This window comes from Adhaeribacter arboris (assembly GCF_003023845.1).
Lineage (GTDB): Bacteria > Bacteroidota > Bacteroidia > Cytophagales > Hymenobacteraceae > Adhaeribacter > Adhaeribacter arboris.
The window spans coordinates 3386709-3404021 of record NZ_PYFT01000001.1; the positions used below are offsets into that span (position 1 = coordinate 3386709).

Genomic DNA, 17313 nt, shown 5'->3' on the forward strand with positions numbered 1-17313 from the left:
ATTATTAAACAAAATAAAATAGTAGAAGAAAACGGAGCTGATTTAAATTTTAATCTTCATAAAAATCCTGCAAAGCTCCGAAATAACTAGTATCCCAACCGTCGGTAATATCGGCATAATCTTCATCCGGAATATTGGTATGTCTTACTTCTACCGAGGTTACTTGTTTATGAGGGTGCAGCTTAATAGTAACAATAGATGGTTCTGGTTGTTCCCCAAAATACCACTGTTGTTCAATTTTCCGGCCTGCTTCAAAAGATAGATTGCGACCTACAATACTGCCGTCCCATAACGAAAATTCCGAACCAGGCTCAGTAGACATCTCGGCTTTATCGCCAGTCCAGAGTTGCAAGGTAGCCGGATTAGTTAAGGCTGCATAAACTTCTTCGGGAGGAGCCGCTAAAATGTAGTATTTTTTAAAATCTTTCATTAATTGAATAAACAAAATTAACCATTAATCAGTGGTATTACCATCCTAAAAATAACATACCCGCTCCGCAAAATAGTATGGCAAAACCACCAAGCGCGTGAATATATTTTTCCAATTTAGCGCTACTTAAGAAAGTAACTCCATAGCAACCGAGTAATACCATGGCTACCATAGTTATTAAGGTAAATAAAGTAAAAATACTCACCAACCAGATTATACCAGCCGTAGAATTTCGTGCGGCCGGATACGAAAGTAACGGAATCAATGGTTCGCAGGGGCCTAAGATAAAAATAATAAATAATACCCAGGGAGTTACTTTCTTTCTATCCTGCGGATATACAATTTCGCCGGAACAGTGTTCGTACACGTAAACTGAACCATCGTCGTACGCATCAAAATGTTTATGGGGTCGGTTAAGATAAGCTTGTCGAACTCCCCAAAGAGTATAAATAATGCCGAAAGTTAATAAACCCCAACCTGCTAACCCACCTCGTACTTGCTCCAGCCAGCTCAGTTTAGAAAGAGACCAACCCAATCCAATACCTACTAAACCTAACAGAATGGAACTGCCTACGTGTCCTAGTCCACAAACTATTGTACAAAAAATAGTTTTAGGTACCGACCAGTTTCTAGCCTTTGATAAGGCAATAAATGGTACATAATGGTCAGGACCAGTAATGGTATGAATAAAGCTGATAGCAACGGCCGTAACCAGCAATAGTTGAAAATCTGCATTCATAAACTAGAATTTAATAAAAATTCACGGGTTCCGCCTTGCTAATCACTGGTGTTTGCAGTAAAGAACTTATTTCTTGTAGTCCCTGAAAAAGCTGTTCGCCGCTTGTTCCTAGTAATCTTATCAGTAAACCATGTGCAGCTATTTGCGACACTCCTCCTGTTAAATTAATTTTATCAGCTAAGTAATCGTGAATACTATCTATTAAGGATGATTCTAGTGCGGATTTTGGCAGGTAGATGAGGGTACCTTGATGCGTGAATTGTTCCCATTGCCCAAGCGTTTGCAAAGGATTTTTAGCCGGAGTAAGAAGCAATTGGTCTTTAAAGATAATTCGGCCATTCCGGTAAACTTCGGTAAGATTATGTAAAAAAGTGAACTTAAATATTTCACCGGATAATTTTCGACCGCAGGTGATTATTTCGCCCCAAATAAGACTAGCTCCTTCAGCCATATAAATTCGGTTTAAACTTCGGAAAACTGAATTTTCATGGGGAACTATAGGATGCGGAATGAAATGTAAAAAACTATCAGCGGCCAAGTTTATTACCATTGTTTGAGTAGCCCCTTTTTCCATCCGAAACAACCGTTGATAGGATTGGGTTTGCAAATGAAGCCAACAATTTTCGTTAAGATTAATTTCCAGTTGGTAATTATCTCCATCTAAAACACCAGGCGAGGAACTCCGAATCATTAAATAAAGAGTTGGGTCTTTTTTATCTTCTCCTACCGGAGCCAATTTAAAAGGCTGTGTACAATAAGCTTGCTGCAAATAACTTTTCCTGAGGCGTTGCGCAACAGTAATTTTCAGTTCACTAATCATTCCGCCTTAGTTGTAGGAGCCAAATCCTCAAGCAATGCGTATTTTTTTATCCAAGCGATAACTTTGTCCAGACCATATAAATTCATCAGGTTGGTAAAAATAAAAGGCAGTCCAGGCCGCATACGCGAGGCATCCCGTTCCATTACTTCCAAGCTGGCTCCTACATAAGGCGCTAAATCTATTTTATTAATGAGTAACAAATCTGAACGAGTGATACCTGGCCCACCTTTGCGCGGAATTTTATCTCCTTCGGCTACGTCAATCACGAAAATGGTAACATCAGCTAACTCCGGACTAAACGTTGCTGATAAGTTGTCCCCGCCGCTTTCAATAAAGATAAGGTCTAAATCCGGAAATCGGCTGGCTAATTCATCTACCGCTTCCAGGTTCATGCTGGCATCTTCGCGAATTGCGGTGTGCGGGCAACCACCGGTTTCTACTCCAATAATTCTTTCTGCTGGTAACAGGCTATTTTTGGTTAAAAATTCAGCATCTTCTTTTGTATAAATATCATTGGTAATGACACCCACACTGTACGTTCCAGCAAACTGACGCGACAAACGTTCAATCAAAGCTGTCTTACCTGACCCTACCGGACCAGCCACTCCTATTTTTACATATTTGCGTTCCTTCATATTATTCTTCTATTTTCTACTTTGATAATACTCCATTTACAACCTAAAACTTAAAAATTTTTAAGACATGTAGAGCCGGGAGTAAAGTCTTTCGTGCTGCATACTCCGGATATCAAAACCTACCGTGCACACGCCAACTAAGGAACGGTCTAAAACCAAATTCTGCGCTACTAAATTTTTAATTATGTTGTGCAAACCAAAAAGTATCTCCTGACCTTCCATTTGTCCCAACGGAATAAGCTTAACGCAATTAGTAACTAAACCAGCGGCCGCATTATAATAAAATGCCGTTAAAGCCTCCGGAAGAGTTATGGATAAAGCTTTGGCGTATAAACCAAACATCAGACTATAATGTCCAAGCGCCCGGTTTTGAGCAATTGCCTCTTCGTAGGCCGTAGCCATTTCACAATAGGTTAATCGTTGAAATATTTTGAGTAGCCGGATACCTAATTTCTGACTAGCCTGCCGGATTTCCCGGGGACCTTTTATTGCAGTACATTCGTCATCTAAAGAAAGAAGCTCGGTAAAATTATTGGCAACTGCAGCTAGATAAGCTAAATGCACAAAAGCAGCATCGTTGTAAAATATATTTTGCATAAGCATATTCTGGACAAACTCGGTAGCTGTTTTCGCATCCCGTACCAACTCCAACTGGACGTAGGTCTCCAGCCCATACGAATGACTATAACCACCAATAGGCAGCATGGGGTCGGCTAGTTGCAATAAAGCGAGCAAATTGCTTACTTCCGTCACGTTATTTTTAAGATTTAATCGTCAGGTTCAGAATCTTAGTAAACAAAGTTTGGCTGCTCGTGGATTCTGAAGTGTGCGCGTGTGGTTGTACGTTGGCTTTGAGCATATTTAAAAGTTTACGTTTCTGAATTTGCGGTTCGTAACCGGTAGTTGCTAATAAACGAAACAAGGGCGCTTCGTAAGGCACTAATACTTGGTTATCTTGAATAAACAAGGGCAAGTGCTTATTACCGATTTCGTAACAAATGGTGCCCATTTGCAGCAAATTCATGGGAGTTACCACAATTGCCTCACAAGGTAAAATAGAAACTACTATGGCTGTATCCGAATCTTGCCACAAAATATCGCCGTCTTGTAATCGCTGCCCTTCTTGCCACAACTTTACGGCTACTTCCCGACCAGCTTCTGTTTCTTTGCGCAAGATTCGTTTGGTAATTTCAAACCATTCCAGGTACAAGTACTCGGGTTGTTTACCAGCCAATGGAGTTTCCGCCGTATTTCCCAGTGTTTCTTTTATCAGCATAAGAATTAAAAATCGGTACTAGGTTTTAAAAATCCTGCTCTCATTCAGCAAAATTTAAAAAAGAAAATACCGTTGAGCCAAGGCTACTTCTTTTAAAGGTTCGCAGGTAATTTTTTCGCCGTTTACCCGTACTTCGTAGTTTTCCGGATTTACTTCAATGTTAGGAGTTTGGTCATTATGGATTAGATCTTTTTTACTAATGTTCCGGCAATTACTCACCGCCAGCACCATTTTCTGTAAACCGTATTCGGCTACAATACCTTTATCTAAGGCAATTTGGGAAACAAAAGTCGCGCAGGTTTTAAAAAGCGCTTTGCCGTGTGCGCCGAACATTTTGCGGTATATAACCGGTTGTGGGGTGGGAATTGAGGCATTTGGGTCGCCCATTTTGCTGGCGATAATCATTCCGCCTTTAATAATCATTTCGGGTTTAGCTCCGAACAAAGCGGGTTTCCACAAAACCAAATCGGCCATTTTACCAATTTCTACTGACCCAACGTATGAGGAAATGCCATGCGTAATAGCCGGGTTAATGGTGTATTTAGCCACGTACCGCTGGGCCCGGAAATTATCGTTTTCTTTTGATTCATCTTCGGGTAAAAAGCCACGCTGTTTTTTCATTTTATCGGCAGTTTGCCAGGTACGAGTAACTACCTCCCCTACCCGCCCCATGGCCTGCGAGTCCGAACTCATCATGCTAAAAACACCTAAATCATGCAAAATATCTTCAGCAGCAATGGTTTCGGGCCGGATACGGGAATCAGCAAAGGCAACATCTTCGGGCACATTTTTATCTAAGTGATGGCAAACCATGAGCATATCCAGGTGCTCATCGATAGTATTAACAGTATATGGCCTGGTGGGATTAGTAGAAGAAGGCAAAATGTTCGGAAAAGATGCGGCCCGAATAATATCAGGAGCATGGCCGCCACCCGCGCCTTCGGTGTGGTACGTATGAATTACTCTTCCGTTAATGGCTTGTAAAGTATGTTCCAGAAAACCCGATTCGTTCAGCGTATCCGTATGAATGGCAACTTGCACATCGTATTTATCGGCTACTTTTAACGACGCATCAATCACCGCTGGGGTGGCGCCCCAATCTTCGTGAATTTTTAAACCTAAAGCCCCGGCTTCAATTTGTTCTTCTAAAGGAGCTTCGGTGGCGCAATTGCCTTTTCCCAGAAAGCCTAAATTCATGGGAAAATCTTCGGCGGCTTCGAGCATTTTTTGAATGAACCATTTACCGGGAGTTACAGTTGTGGCACTGGTGCCATCGGCCGGCCCGGTGCCTCCGCCAATCATGGTGGTTACGCCGCTGTATAAGGCATGTTCTATTTGCTGCGGACAAATAAAATGAATGTGCGAATCAATGCCGCCAGCAGTCAGAATCAATCCGGCGCCACCATGTACTTCGGTAGAAGCTCCAATAACCATATCTGGGTGAACCCCGTCCATAATATCCGGATTTCCCGCTTTACCAATACCCGCAATTTTACCGTCTTTTATACCTAAGTCAGCTTTTACAATCCCCCAGTGGTCCAGAATAATAACGCTGGTAATCACCATGTCGAGCACTCCTTCGGCGCGGGTAGCCGTACTGGATTGCGCCATGCCGTCGCGGATAGTTTTTCCGCCCCCAAACTTATTTTCCTCGCCGTAAACGGCGTAATCTTTTTCTATCTCAATTATAATCTCCGTATCACCAAGCCGTACTTTATCGCCGGTAGTTGGGCCATACATGTTGGCGTACTTAATTTTATTAATCTTCAGGCTCATAATCCTTTAGTTGTAAATTTACCTTGTTCCGCCTTAGTCAAGCTTTGTTGCTTTATTTCTAAACTAGCAATAGAGCCATTTACTAAATTATTCATGCCAAAAGCCTGTTGGTTACCTGTCAACTCTACTAAGGTTACTTCTTTTTCTTCGCCGGGCTCGAAGCGCACCGCCGTACCTGCCGGAATATTTAAGCGCATTCCAAAAGCTTTCTCCCGGTCAAAGGCCATCAAAGGATTTACTTCAAAAAAATGAAAATGCGAACCAATTTGCACCGGCCGATCGCCGGTATTTACTACTACCAACGTTTCAGTCCGGCGGTTAACGTTCGCTTCAATCTCCCCTTTTGGAATAAAATACTCTCCTGGAATCATAATTTTTACTTTTTATTAGCGAATAGGATGGTGCACCGTTACTAGTTTCGTGCCATCCGGGAAAGTAGCTTCTACCTGTATTTCTTCAATCATTTCCGGAATGCCTTCCATTACTTCCTCGCGTCCCAAGATAGTAGCCCCATATTGCATAAGATCAGCCACCGTTCGGCCATCGCGCGCCGCTTCCTGTACGCGACTGCTAATCAGCGCAATGGCTTCCGGATAATTTAATTTTAATCCGCGAGCTTTCCGTTTTTCAGCTAATTCACCTGCTAAAAACAATAATAATTTTTCGGTTTCACGAGGAGTTAAATGCATAAAATAGTAGACGTAAAATAATTTAAAAATCAGGTAAACTGAATAACATTCAAATCAACATTAAATAAACAAATTAAACAAACCACCTTAATTTCTACCCATCTAAAAAATAAAAACATTAATTTTTATAATATACGCCTATTTCTTAAAGGTAAATTGTTAAAAATGATACATTTTATAAAAAACCACCTTATTTTTGCAACCTAATACCACTAATAAACATATAAGATATAACACTGAGGCTAATTAAATATTTTATTCTACAAACTCATAGCACTTAAGTGCCCTGATGGTGGTTGACCGAGTTTCACTTATTCTCTTATTTTATTTAGATAAATATAACCTTACCAAACAGATTTAATACATGAAATTACAGTTAATCGAAAATCAGATGGAAGAAATGACTATTAAAGTAATCGAAAAGCTGAAAGATGCCGATTCTAAAGACCAGATGCTAGATATAGTTACCCAAAAATTACAGATTTTAATTAAAAAATTTGAAGACCGGATTTTTACTACCCTGACCCCTTCTAAGGAATACGAAAAAGACAGAAATGCTAAAGAAGAAATAAGATATATAAAAGCGGTATTAGAAGGCAATCGGGATCACGAAGTTAAAAATCCGGAAAAGTTTAGCTTTATTAAACAGCAGTTAGAACAGGTAAGCTACCGTTTTAGCTAGTTACTCACTTGTAAAAAATAGCTTTTAGTATGCGCCACTTACTCTACACCATTTAAATCATTTACATCACACATTTTTAAGCCAGAAAATAACCTCGCTTCTTATTGGTGCGTACAGTTAAATTCACTAAGCATTAATTAAGATGGCACTAGCAGAAGAAGATAAACAAACCACTCCGAATAAACCTAAAAGTGTTAATTCAGACTATCACCAAGACCAAGCCAACGGAAACCAACCCGATCCGAGCGCTTACCGGAACGTGGGTCCGAACGGTGAAACCGAACGCAACGATCAAAAAGACTCTTTAAAGAATTTACACATTGGCGGCAATGAAACCACTGGTTACGGCGCCAACGATCCGGATAACAAAGAAGCATTTGCCCAAGGACCTGGTTTCGAGTTTGAAGGCAGCTACGACGAAATGGATGGCCATACTAATGGCATCCGGGCGAATGACCAGCCCTTTGGTAGTACGGAGACGAAACCTGAAGAATCTGATTCGGATTACAGCCGGGTTTAATTTGAAAAAATAGACTTAAAACAAAAGCAGCCGGTAATAGTACCGGCTGCTTTTGTTTGTATAGAGATTAGCTAAAAAATATAACGAATAGGGCACCAAGGAATAATTTCCTGCTGTAATTGCTTAAACTCGGCAATTAGCGCTGCTTTTAACTGATGCTGATACCGCACGTTAATACCGCCAAACTGGCTGCGTTTGGTTTCTTGATTTTCCGGTGTCCAAATTAAGGTTTCGGCTTTGGGGTTAATAGCTAAGTTAGCCTGGTGCTGCCAAAAATTATGCGTGAGAAATATAACCTCGCAGCTCATTTGTGCTTTCACTGTCGGATGAACTACTTGATTTAATTGCTCAAATAACTCTCGGTAATCTTCCTGCCAGCCCTCGTACACAATAACCGGCGAAAAGTTAACGTGTACTTCGTAACCAGCTTGGTAAAAATCATTAATGGCGTTAATCCGCTTCTCTACCGAATCGGTGCGCACGTCTACTAACTTACTTACTTTGTGGGGTAACAAGCTAAACCGAATGCGTACTTTCTGCTGCGGATCGTAAGTAAGTAATTCCGGGTTCACAAACTTAGTGGCAAATGTCGCAAAAGCTTTCGGGTGCTGCCGGTAAAAATCAACGGCAACCTTCACGTTATCCGAAATAGCAGCATCTACCGAAATATCAGAATTACAGCCAATATCGTAGGTGTAATACAGGTTATGCGTTTGGTTAGGCACTTTCGGCCAAACTTGCTTTTGCACATGCTTGTCTACGGCAGCCAGAATTTCTTCGGTGTTGGTGAATAAGGTAATGGGGTTTACGGGTTTGTTGCGGTCTACGTAGCAATAAGCACACGCCCCCATGCAACCATTAGCCAAGCTCGGTGAAATAAAATCAGAACTGCGGCCACTTTCCTTGCAAACCAAAGTTTTTAAACGGCCTAATACCAGTACCTCCGACTTCACCTGAAAATGATTACTCTCCAGAGCTGGTAAACGGTTGTGCTGCTGAATCTCCTGCTGACTAGCAGCAGGATGCGAGAGAAGCGCCTTCTGACCACGCTCATTGAGCGCATCGGGCGTGTAAAAGATGGTAGATGGCTGAAATGTTTGCATACGTATGTATAACAGGTTAATGACTGGCAAGGTTCAACCCGACACATATTAAACTATTTGATTATCAATTCATTATACATAATTTTTATAGATTTTTTTAAGTTCCAAATCAAGTGTTTAGCAGGTAAAATCAGGAGTTTACCTTGAATAGAAAATAAAAAAGGCAGGTTTTAACCTGCCTCTGCCTATTAGGTCCAGTATAAGATAGGAGCATCCGGGAAGCGGCGTTTTAATTCCGCTTGAAAGAAGCTGCGCAGCATGTTCATGGTAACGGTATTGTACACGTACTTTTTACCACCAAACTTATTAAACTTAAGCGAACGGTTGCTTTCGTCGAAGTCGATGGAAGTATTGGGGTACCATTCCTGTAGCAATGCCTTAGAACCGGGGGTAAACCGGTGCGTAATTAATTCAAAAGTAATCTCGGAAGGAAAATTTAAAGTTTGCTCTAAACGATCGAGTAAATGGGTGTATTGCTCTTCCCAATCCGGCAATGGCATAATGGGCGCTAAAACAATACCTACTTTGTAACCACCGCCACCTGCGCTACGAGGCAAAGCTAATTTCCGGATAGCAGCTAAACGAGCTTCCATAGAAGCCGTACCGCCTTCCATCCGTGAAGCTACCAACTCGGTATTTAAACTTAGCCGTGGATGCGTATGACCATTGTGAGGCAATTGCAGCAAGCTATCTACCTGGTCAAACTTGGTAACCCAACGCAGGTGCATATTTTCCTGCTCCCCAAAAAAGCGAATAGTTTCGGAAAGGCTGCCCGTAACGTGCTCAATACCCAATGGATCGGTATAACAACTTGCTTCGAAAGTAGTAACCTGATTTGGTTTCTGGTAATTTTTTAAATTTTCCAGAATAGCCGGTAAATTGGCAAATGCCCGGATAACGGGTGGTCCTTGCAGGCTACCAGCCAAATAACAATACTGGCAATGTGCCGGACAACCTTCGGCCAAATGAAACTGGTAATCGGCCGAAGGCGGAATGGGCTGTAACTTCAAGGCGCTGGCCGGAGCAGTTACCACAGCTAAGGTACTTTTTGCTTTCCGGTAGGTTTCGCGCTCATCAGCTCCGCGTAATCCAAGTAAACGGTTTTGTTTTAATTCTTCTATGGGTAAGCCTAAATCCTTCACCCGCTCGTAAATCTGCTGCCCCCATGGCTCCTGCAAAGCGGCGGGAGTAAATAACACCTGTTTGGGCATCCATAATTTGGTTTTACGAACAATGGGTTTAAATTCTACTATTTCCTGGGTGGCTATCATCTACTAAGTTTTAGTACCTAAATTCGATTTAAACAAAAGGTTTTAGCAGTTTAACCTGCTTTACGATCTGTTATTATTTAAACACCTTTATACGCTATATAATTCAGCTTTAACCAGTAAACACCAAAGAATTACCTTTTGTAAATCAAGAACTTACAAATTAATTTTCTATTAAAAATATCTCCTTTAAAAAGCCCTTTCAACTTATTTGACCCGATATTTTGTGAAATTCTGGACCTGATGAAATGTGGAAGGAAGTTCGAAAATGGATTAAAAAATTTTCTGAGAGAAAAATAAGACTGTTATTAAAAAGAAAAGAAAGAAGATGGATAAAAAGCAGAAAGCCCGGAAAGTATACTCCCGGGCTTTTCAGATTTATAAATTTAAAAATTAGATAATATCTTTTAATTCTTGCTGATCCACGAAAGGTTGATTACGCAAACGCTTACCCGTAGCTTTAAAAAGAGCATTGGCCACGGCGCCACCGGTTGGAGGCAAGGCCGGTTCACCCAAACCAGTAGGATCAATGCCGTTATCCACAAAATGAACTTCAATTTCCGGAACTTCTTTTAACTTAATCAACCGGTAGGTATCAAAGTTCTTCTGCGTCGGTAGTCCATCTTTAAAAGTTAATTTGCCGTACATCGCGTGACCGATACCATCTACAATACCACCCATCATTTGCTGACGGGCGCCACTCAGGTTAACTACTATACCGCAATCACCAGCCGCATAAATCTTTTTCAAAACTGGTTTTCCTTTCTGTACCACTACTTCGCCCACTTGAGCTACGTAAGAAGCATGCGAGAAGTAAACGCTAAAGCCTTGAAAAACACCTTTCTTCTTACCCCATTGCGCTTTTTCCGCCGCTAACTGAATTACTCCCTTCATCCGGTCGATGTCGTATTTTATTTCACCTACCGGCGTTTTCTTCGCCTTATCTAATAAATCGAGGCGAAATTGAACCGGGTCTTTACCAGCCGCCAGAGCTACTTCATCCATAAACGATTGTTCGGCAAACGCTAAAAAGTTGGTAATGGGAGCCCGCCACGGACCAGTGGTAATCGGGGATTGATGCTCTACCGAATCAATTAGTAAATTATCAACCGCTCCGGAAGGGAAGTTATGTTCGCGGGTAGAATTACCGGCATTAATACCAGCGCCCCGCAATTTATAACCAATTAAATTTCCTTGCGCATCCAAAGCCGCCTCAAAGCGATACCGAACGGCCGGACGGTAAGAACCACCCGTCATATCATCTTCCCGGGTCCAGATTACTTTTACCGGAGCTTTAATTATACTCGATACTTCGGCGGCTTCTAAAGCATAGTCAGCTTTTAAACGGCGACCAAAACCACCACCTAAGCGGGTAATTTGTACGGTTACCTTTTCCGGTGGGATATTCAGCAATTTAGCCGTTTCGTTACGGGCCAAATCCGGCGTTTGCGTTGGTCCTACTAACTCTACGCCATCGGGCCGAACGTGCGCAAAAAAGTTCATCGGTTCCATCGGACTGTGCGATAAGAACGGACACTGATACTCGCTTTTAATTACTTTAGCCGCATTTTTAAAAGCAGTATCTACATCGCCATCTTTCCGGCGTACCGTAGCTTCGGTACTATTCAATAATTCCTGGAAAATACGATCGTGGTCTTGGGTACTTTCGATGTTACCCTCTTTTTCGTACTCTATTTTTAGAGCTTCCCGCGCTTTTTTAACCTGCCAAGTAGATTTTCCTACTACCGCTACGTTATTTTTAAAAGTAACTACATCTACAATACCCGGCGTGGCTTTAGCGGCCGCTGAGTCTACAGATTTAATTTTCATCCCGAAAGCTGGCCGTTGCACCATGGCAAACAACATTCCTTCGCGGTAAAAATCCAAGCCAAAAAGTGGTTTACCGGTTACAATTGCCGGATGCTCCACATTTTTTATTGCTTTCCCGATCAGTTTAAAATCTTTCCGGTCTTTTAATTTTACCTCGGTTGGTACGGGTATTTGAGCAGCTTCAGTAGCCAGTTCACCATAAGTTAGTTTCCGGTTACTTGACTTATGCCAAACTACTCCTTTTTCGGTGCTTAATTCAGATACTGGTACGTTCCAGCGCTTAGCCGCTGCTTCTAGTAGCATTTGGCGCGCAGTAGCGCCCGCTTTTCGCAATCTTTGCCAGGAATGCGGCACTGCCCCACTACCACCGGTTAATTGGCGCTCGAATTTTTTATCTAACATGGCCTGCTCTACTTTCACCTTAGTCCAGTCGGCATCCAGCTCTTCGGCCACAATCATCGGGAACGAAGTTTTAATATTCTGGCCTAACTCCGGATTAGGAGAAAAAATAGTAATCAGGCCATCCGTAGAAATTTTAAGGTAGCTGTTAAAATCAATATCTCCGGCAGCCAAAGCTGCTTGGCCAACTACCGAAGTAGTAGCCGCTTCGGAGCTGAGCCAGTTAAAGCCCAGAAAGAGTCCGCCGCCGGCCGCAGCGGTTAATTTCAAGAAGTTTCGCCGGCTCGTTTGTACTTGCGTTGACATAGCTATTTCGTGGTTTTGTTAGCGGCTAATTGCACGGCTTCGCGAATCCGGTGATAGGTTCCACAACGGCAAATATTGCCGGTCATGGTGGCATCAATTTCGGCGGTTGTAGGTTTCGGGTTTTTCTTCAGCAAGGCTGCAGCCGTCATTATCTGACCGGCCTGGCAATAGCCACACTGCGATACATCTACTTCGTTCCAGGCGGCTTGTACCGGATGATCCCCTTTAGCAGATAAGCCTTCGATGGTAACAACTTTTGATTTACCCACGGCGGATACCGGATAAACGCAAGATCGGGTAGCTTCGCCGTTAACGTGTACGGTACAGGCGCCGCATTGGGCAATACCACAACCATATTTAGTGCCGACCAACCCCAGGTGGTCACGTAGTACCCACAAAAGTGGGGTATCGGGCTCTACATCGGCCTGATAGCTCCGGCCATTTATTTGTAATTTGAACTGGGCCATTGGTTTAAGAAGATTAGTTTGCAGGCTAATTTACAAAACAATTAAAAATTTACCAGAAATTATGTTGTATAATTCACAATAACTAGCCAATTAAATTTTAAAGCTAATTTCCTTTTAGTTAAGGGATAGAAAAGGCGTGTTTAACATTAGTTATAAAGAACCGGAGAATATTGCCTTGTACGTTGAAAAGTTAAAAACCACCACTTTTACTTAGACAAAAAGCGGTCGTGGCTGTTGCACAACTCCCTTTTGAGCCGCGTCCTATTTCCCTATCTGAACTCAATGCTGCTCCTAATAGTGCTCTCTTAGTGGAAAAACAGCTTAGTAAAAGCAAAAGAATAGCTGCTAAAAGCAGATTCTTGATTCTTTTGAAGTGCCAAAGCTTGGCTGACCGCTTTCACCGGTTTAAACTTCAGATATTTCTTCAAGTTAAAAGCAGTGGTGGCCAGCAGCATCACCTTGTGAGCCCCGGCTTTACCCCGCACTCCTATTTTCCGGAGACCATAGTAATGAATTAAGCTGCCGAAGACCGGCTCTACCGTGCTTTGTCGAACTCGCTTCATCCGTTTACCTTTTCTACTTTGCTGTCTTTCTAATGCTCGTCGATATTCCGAATCGTATGCAGTACGGGTGATTTGGCGGCATTGGCTTTTGGGAACGCAAGAAGATTTGAGCGGGCAATGTTTACAGTCCTGGTAGGTAGCCCGGTAGATTTTTAGCAAACCTCCCTCCGCATTGGTGTCATAGGTCTTAAAGGCGAGTATCTTCCCGGTCGGACAGGTGAAATAGTCAGCTTGTTGGTCATAAGGAAAACCTTCTATCTCGGACTTGTACTGGCCAAATACGGGTATCCAGCCCGTTATCTTTCTTTGCTCTAAAAAGGCGTAGTTGCTACCGTTAGAATAGCCACCATCCGCTAGCAGTTCCTTTAGACGTAGTTCATTATCTAGTAGCCGTCGCTGCAATCTCAGCGTGATAGCCGGCAAATATTGGCTGTCCCGCCCATCAGCCAAATCCGCTTGAACATGGCTGATAACGCCTTTGGCTGTATCCACCGCCAGGCTGCAATAATAGTTAAGTTGTCTGGCTTTGCCCGGTTTGACCGATATGCGGGCATCCGGATCGGTGGAACTGTAGTGCGTTTTATTGCTGACCAGGCGGGCCTTCTCGTGCTTACCGCCTAAGCCTTTGGGAGATGCTTTCAGCTGATCTTGGTGCTTTTCCAGTTTTCTTAACTGGTACTCCGGAGCCGAGAGGAACTGTTCTGGCTTTCCCTCTTTATTCTGGTTGGACTTCTTTACTACCGCTTCATTCTCGAGGATAACCTTCGTTAAGTGCTTTTTCACCGACTCGGGTGATTGTTTTAAAAGCAGGCTATCCATCGAAGCATTGGCCTTAATGGGGGCGGAGTCAATCGCCTGCCGATGACCGGCTACCATGCCTTTCTCGACACATAAGCGAAAGACTCTATCAAACAGTAGCTCAAACAACTTCTCCGGGTAAAGCTGCCGAGTACGAGAAACCGTGGAGTGCCAGGGCAAGGGCTCATCTATTTGGTAGTCTAAAAAGTAAAGCAGATCTAGTCGGAGGCTACAGTGCTCGATCAGTTGGCGGTCGGAAACAATATTCTCCAGGTAACCCACCAAGCAGAGCTTAAAGAAGACTACCGGATCGATCGACTGCTGACCACATCGTCCGTAGTAAGGTTGGGTAAGCTCGTAGAGAAAATCCAAATTCAACTGCTGTTTCAAGCGGCGATAGAAGTTGTGTTCTGGTACATGTGCCGAGAGCGAAAAAAGCAACGCCTTTTCATCTTCCAAAACCTTTCTGCCTTGCATAACCTTAAAAAATAGTCCTATCCTTCTTCAACGATTAACTTCAATCAAGGGGTTGTGCAACAGCCACTGCGGTTTTCTACGAATAAGAAAAATTCTAATTTTTATTAGTTAATCGGTCTGCTGCTGCTTCGTCTACCATCCAGATAGTTTCACCTTTTTGCGGTTGAATAAGTTGGGCCGGATATTTTTCCGGATTATGTTCTCCTTCTAAAACTTCGTATAAGGCATTACTTTTCTTTCCGCCGTAAGTTAAAAAAGCAATTTTGTTTGCCTGATTAATAAAAGGAGCCGTGAGGGTAATACGGTGCATTTGTTGCGGCTCTAAATAATAAGCCTGCACCCAACGCTCTTTTTCGTGCAGAACAGCTGTACCCGGAAAAAGAGAAGCCGTGTGACCATCATCGCCCATTCCTAACAAAATTAAATCGAAACCAGCGTTTGGTTCATGAAAGTGATTTCGTAAAAGATCTTCGTATTGTTGCGCATATTGTTCGGGAGCTACTTCGCCCCACATGGGGTAAATTTGAGCAGGAGGTATGGGCACATTCTTCAGCAAAGTATCAAAAGCCATTTTAGCATTGCTGCGTTCATCGGTAAGGGGCACCCAACGTTCGTCGCCCCAGAATACATAGGTTTGCTGCCAGGGTATTTCTTCTCGATAAGGTGATTGCGTTAGTAAACGATATAATTTCTCCGGCGAAGAACCTCCCGTTAAGGCAACGGTAAATTTATTTTTGGCTTTTACCGCTTCTAGGGCCGTTTGCCGGAAAATTTCGGCAGCCGCTTGGCTAAGTTCTTCCAAATTTGTAAATACCCGGATCATGCTTTTTCCTTTTCTTTCACTTCCTTAGATTGCCCGTTCCGGGAAACATTTACCGCCCAGGTATGGCCTTCGCGAGCTATTAAAGCCTCTGCATTTTCGGGTCCCCACATGCCTGCCGTATAGTTCGGAAACTCCAGCGACGGCCGCGACTCCCAGGTTTCCAGAATTGGCGTAATTACTTCCCAGGCGGTTTCTACCTGGTCGGAGCGCATAAATAAAGTAGCATCGCCTTGTAAAGCATCGAGCAACAAGGTTTCATAAGCCTCCGGCGATTGGGTAGAACAATCATCGTAATCAAACACCAGTTCGGCTGGGGTCAATTGCATTTCCAAGCCGGGTCGTTTGGCAGTAAACCGCAGGCGGATATCCATTTGCGGCTGAATATTGATGGTTAACCGGTTAGGCAATAAATTTTCGGAGAGAGCCGTGGAAAAGGTAGAATGCGGCACGGGCCGGAACTGCACGGTTATAGAAGAAGTTTTTTCCTGCAGACGCTTACCGGTACGCAAATAAAAGGGTACTCCTTGCCAACGCCAATTATCCAGGTAAAATTTTACGGCAGCATACGTTTCAGTATTTGAATGCGGATCTACGCTGGTTTCTTCGCGGTAACCCGGCACTTTTTTACCCTGCACCCAGCCGGACCCGTATTGACCCCGGACGGCATGTTTGTTTACCTGATCAGGTGTTAGGCGGCGGATAGCCCGTAGTACATCTACCTTGCGGTTGCGTATTTCTTCGGCTTCGAACGAAACGGGCGGTTCCATGGCAATCATACACATAATCTGGAGCAAGTGGTTTTGAATCATATCCCGCAAGGCGCCCGATCCTTCGTAGTAGCCTCCTCGATCTTCTACCCCAACTTGTTCGGCTACCGTTACCTGCACGTAATCGATATAATTCCGGTTCCAGAGAGGTTCGAACAAGGCATTGGCGAACCGAAAAGCCAGAATGTTTTGCACCGTTTCTTTTCCCAGGTAATGATCAATGCGGTAAATCTGGCTTTCCTGAAAAGTACGGGTGAGTAACTGGTTTAAATCACGGGCCGTTGCTAAATCTTTCCCGAATGGTTTCTCCACAATAATGCGATCGCGGGCCGCATCACTGGCCAACTTAGCCGCGTGGATATTAACGGTAACTGCTTCGATAAACTGGGGGGCAATGGAGAGATAGAACAATCGGTTGGCTCGGGTACCCCAGGCTTTATCCAATTCAGCTATTCTATCGGCTAATTTTTTATAAGCTTCCGGATCATTGATTTCAGAGGGTAGATAAGAAATAAACGGGTTAAAAGTATTCCATTTTTCTTCGGTTGGTTTACCGCTGCGCGAAAACTCACCTAAGCCTTCGTACAGACGCGTCCGGTAGTCATTATCGTTCAGGGGGGTACGTCCTAAGCCAATAATGGCAAATTTATCGGGCAACCAGCCATCCAGAAACAAATTGTAAAATGCCGGTAACAGTTTTCGTTTGGTTAAATCGCCGGTACCGCCGAAGATAACCACCACGGTTGGCGCTGTATTTTTGCCTGTTATCATAAGGATAATGATTAATAAGGTAGTATTACCGGATAGAAGCTGTATAGGAGGTTTTGAATTTATCTGATATCAAGACCCGGAACATTCCATCCCGCTTTTATTTTTTTCGATGTATTAATAAGAGAAACAACACAACTTAAATCTGTTGATGTAACTATTACAACTACTAACCCG

18 protein-coding genes are annotated in these 17313 nt (G+C 43.1%); 2 read left to right on the forward strand and 16 right to left on the reverse strand.

Features of this window, described 5'->3' with window-relative positions; translation table 11 throughout:
- Positions 1–49: 49 nt before the first annotated feature.
- Genes AHMF7605_RS14190 through ureA form a run of 9 tightly spaced genes read right to left on the reverse strand, consistent with a single transcriptional unit; the run spans position 50 to position 6365 of the window.
- Positions 50–430, reverse strand: coding sequence for an SRPBCC domain-containing protein (locus tag AHMF7605_RS14190; RefSeq protein WP_106930352.1), 381 nt, complete (start codon positions 428–430; stop codon positions 50–52).
- Positions 431–467: 37 nt separating this feature from the next.
- Positions 468–1169, reverse strand: a complete 702-nt coding sequence (locus AHMF7605_RS14195; RefSeq protein ID WP_106930354.1) for an urease accessory protein UreH domain-containing protein — start codon at positions 1167–1169, stop codon at positions 468–470.
- A gap of 10 nt (positions 1170–1179) precedes the next feature.
- Positions 1180–1989: an urease accessory protein UreD gene (locus tag AHMF7605_RS14200; protein WP_106930356.1), complete on the reverse strand. Its 810-nt coding sequence runs from the start codon at positions 1987–1989 to the stop codon at positions 1180–1182.
- Positions 1986–2624, reverse strand: a complete 639-nt coding sequence (gene ureG / locus AHMF7605_RS14205; RefSeq protein ID WP_106930358.1) for an urease accessory protein UreG — start codon at positions 2622–2624, stop codon at positions 1986–1988. Before ureG ends, AHMF7605_RS14200 begins: the two co-directional genes overlap by 4 nt.
- A 60-nt stretch (positions 2625–2684) precedes the next feature.
- Positions 2685–3377, reverse strand: a complete 693-nt coding sequence (locus AHMF7605_RS14210; RefSeq protein WP_233219098.1) for an urease accessory protein UreF — start codon at positions 3375–3377, stop codon at positions 2685–2687.
- Between the two features lie 7 nt (positions 3378–3384).
- The gene (gene ureE / locus AHMF7605_RS14215) at positions 3385–3900 is read right to left on the reverse strand and encodes an urease accessory protein UreE (protein ID WP_106930359.1); all 516 of its coding nucleotides are present in this window, start codon (positions 3898–3900) and stop codon (positions 3385–3387) included.
- A gap of 54 nt (positions 3901–3954) precedes the next feature.
- Positions 3955–5676, reverse strand: a complete 1722-nt coding sequence (gene ureC, locus AHMF7605_RS14220; protein WP_106930361.1) for an urease subunit alpha — start codon at positions 5674–5676, stop codon at positions 3955–3957.
- Positions 5673–6047, reverse strand: coding sequence for an urease subunit beta (locus AHMF7605_RS30525; protein ID WP_106930363.1), 375 nt, complete (start codon positions 6045–6047; stop codon positions 5673–5675). Before AHMF7605_RS30525 ends, ureC begins: the two co-directional genes overlap by 4 nt.
- A 15-nt stretch (positions 6048–6062) precedes the next feature.
- On the reverse strand, positions 6063–6365 hold the full coding sequence (ureA, locus tag AHMF7605_RS30530; RefSeq protein WP_106930365.1) for an urease subunit gamma: 303 nt from the start codon (positions 6363–6365) through the stop codon (positions 6063–6065).
- Positions 6366–6729: 364 nt separating this feature from the next.
- Here ureA and AHMF7605_RS14235 point away from each other — a divergent pair, with 364 nt between their 5' ends.
- Positions 6730–7047 carry a hypothetical protein gene (locus tag AHMF7605_RS14235; RefSeq protein WP_106930367.1) on the forward strand — a complete coding sequence of 106 codons (318 nt, stop codon included), beginning with the start codon at positions 6730–6732 and terminating at the stop codon, positions 7045–7047.
- Positions 7048–7189: 142 nt separating this feature from the next.
- Positions 7190–7567: a hypothetical protein gene (locus AHMF7605_RS14240; RefSeq protein ID WP_106930369.1), complete on the forward strand. Its 378-nt coding sequence runs from the start codon at positions 7190–7192 to the stop codon at positions 7565–7567.
- 71 nt (positions 7568–7638) lie between these two features.
- On the opposite strand, the gene AHMF7605_RS14245 is transcribed toward AHMF7605_RS14240, so the two are convergent.
- From AHMF7605_RS14245 to zwf, 7 genes are all read right to left on the reverse strand, one after another.
- Positions 7639–8670: a spore photoproduct lyase family protein gene (locus tag AHMF7605_RS14245; RefSeq protein ID WP_106930372.1), complete on the reverse strand. Its 1032-nt coding sequence runs from the start codon at positions 8668–8670 to the stop codon at positions 7639–7641.
- Positions 8671–8858: 188 nt separating this feature from the next.
- Complete coding sequence (locus AHMF7605_RS14250) at positions 8859–9941, reverse strand: spore photoproduct lyase family protein (protein ID WP_106930374.1); 1083 nt, start codon at positions 9939–9941, stop codon at positions 8859–8861.
- Between the two features lie 390 nt (positions 9942–10331).
- Positions 10332–12473: a xanthine dehydrogenase family protein molybdopterin-binding subunit gene (locus tag AHMF7605_RS14255; protein ID WP_106930376.1), complete on the reverse strand. Its 2142-nt coding sequence runs from the start codon at positions 12471–12473 to the stop codon at positions 10332–10334.
- A 2-nt stretch (positions 12474–12475) separates the two neighbouring features.
- Positions 12476–12940: a (2Fe-2S)-binding protein gene (locus AHMF7605_RS14260; protein WP_106930378.1), complete on the reverse strand. Its 465-nt coding sequence runs from the start codon at positions 12938–12940 to the stop codon at positions 12476–12478.
- Between the two features lie 305 nt (positions 12941–13245).
- Positions 13246–14778, reverse strand: coding sequence for an IS1182 family transposase (locus tag AHMF7605_RS14265; RefSeq protein WP_106925799.1), 1533 nt, complete (start codon positions 14776–14778; stop codon positions 13246–13248).
- 94 nt (positions 14779–14872) lie between these two features.
- Positions 14873–15601, reverse strand: coding sequence for a 6-phosphogluconolactonase (gene pgl / locus AHMF7605_RS14270; protein ID WP_106930380.1), 729 nt, complete (start codon positions 15599–15601; stop codon positions 14873–14875).
- Positions 15598–17139: a glucose-6-phosphate dehydrogenase gene (gene zwf / locus AHMF7605_RS14275; protein WP_106930382.1), complete on the reverse strand. Its 1542-nt coding sequence runs from the start codon at positions 17137–17139 to the stop codon at positions 15598–15600. Before zwf ends, pgl begins: the two co-directional genes overlap by 4 nt.
- Positions 17140–17313 lie beyond the last annotated feature (174 nt).

Bases quoted from the DNA above. Each gene is read 5' to 3' on its own strand.
- AHMF7605_RS14245 (WP_106930372.1), bottom strand. From the start codon at position 8,670: ATGCAAACATTTCAGCCATCTACCATCTTTTACACGCCCGATGCGCTC.
- AHMF7605_RS14190 (WP_106930352.1), bottom strand. From the start codon at position 430: ATGAAAGATTTTAAAAAATACTACATTTTAGCGGCTCCTCCCGAAGAA.
- AHMF7605_RS14195 (WP_106930354.1), bottom strand. From the start codon at position 1,169: ATGAATGCAGATTTTCAACTATTGCTGGTTACGGCCGTTGCTATCAGC.
- ureA (WP_106930365.1), bottom strand. From the start codon at position 6,365: ATGCATTTAACTCCTCGTGAAACCGAAAAATTATTATTGTTTTTAGCA.
- ureC (WP_106930361.1), bottom strand. From the start codon at position 5,676: ATGAGCCTGAAGATTAATAAAATTAAGTACGCCAACATGTATGGCCCA.
- ureE (WP_106930359.1), bottom strand. From the start codon at position 3,900: ATGCTGATAAAAGAAACACTGGGAAATACGGCGGAAACTCCATTGGCT.
- AHMF7605_RS14265 (WP_106925799.1), bottom strand. From the start codon at position 14,778: ATGCAAGGCAGAAAGGTTTTGGAAGATGAAAAGGCGTTGCTTTTTTCG.
- pgl (WP_106930380.1), bottom strand. From the start codon at position 15,601: ATGATCCGGGTATTTACAAATTTGGAAGAACTTAGCCAAGCGGCTGCC.
- AHMF7605_RS14250 (WP_106930374.1), bottom strand. From the start codon at position 9,941: ATGATAGCCACCCAGGAAATAGTAGAATTTAAACCCATTGTTCGTAAA.
- AHMF7605_RS14235 (WP_106930367.1), top strand. From the start codon at position 6,730: ATGAAATTACAGTTAATCGAAAATCAGATGGAAGAAATGACTATTAAA.
- AHMF7605_RS30525 (WP_106930363.1), bottom strand. From the start codon at position 6,047: ATGATTCCAGGAGAGTATTTTATTCCAAAAGGGGAGATTGAAGCGAAC.
- zwf (WP_106930382.1), bottom strand. From the start codon at position 17,139: ATGATAACAGGCAAAAATACAGCGCCAACCGTGGTGGTTATCTTCGGC.
- AHMF7605_RS14255 (WP_106930376.1), bottom strand. From the start codon at position 12,473: ATGTCAACGCAAGTACAAACGAGCCGGCGAAACTTCTTGAAATTAACC.
- AHMF7605_RS14240 (WP_106930369.1), top strand. From the start codon at position 7,190: ATGGCACTAGCAGAAGAAGATAAACAAACCACTCCGAATAAACCTAAA.
- ureG (WP_106930358.1), bottom strand. From the start codon at position 2,624: ATGAAGGAACGCAAATATGTAAAAATAGGAGTGGCTGGTCCGGTAGGG.
- AHMF7605_RS14200 (WP_106930356.1), bottom strand. From the start codon at position 1,989: ATGATTAGTGAACTGAAAATTACTGTTGCGCAACGCCTCAGGAAAAGT.
- AHMF7605_RS14260 (WP_106930378.1), bottom strand. From the start codon at position 12,940: ATGGCCCAGTTCAAATTACAAATAAATGGCCGGAGCTATCAGGCCGAT.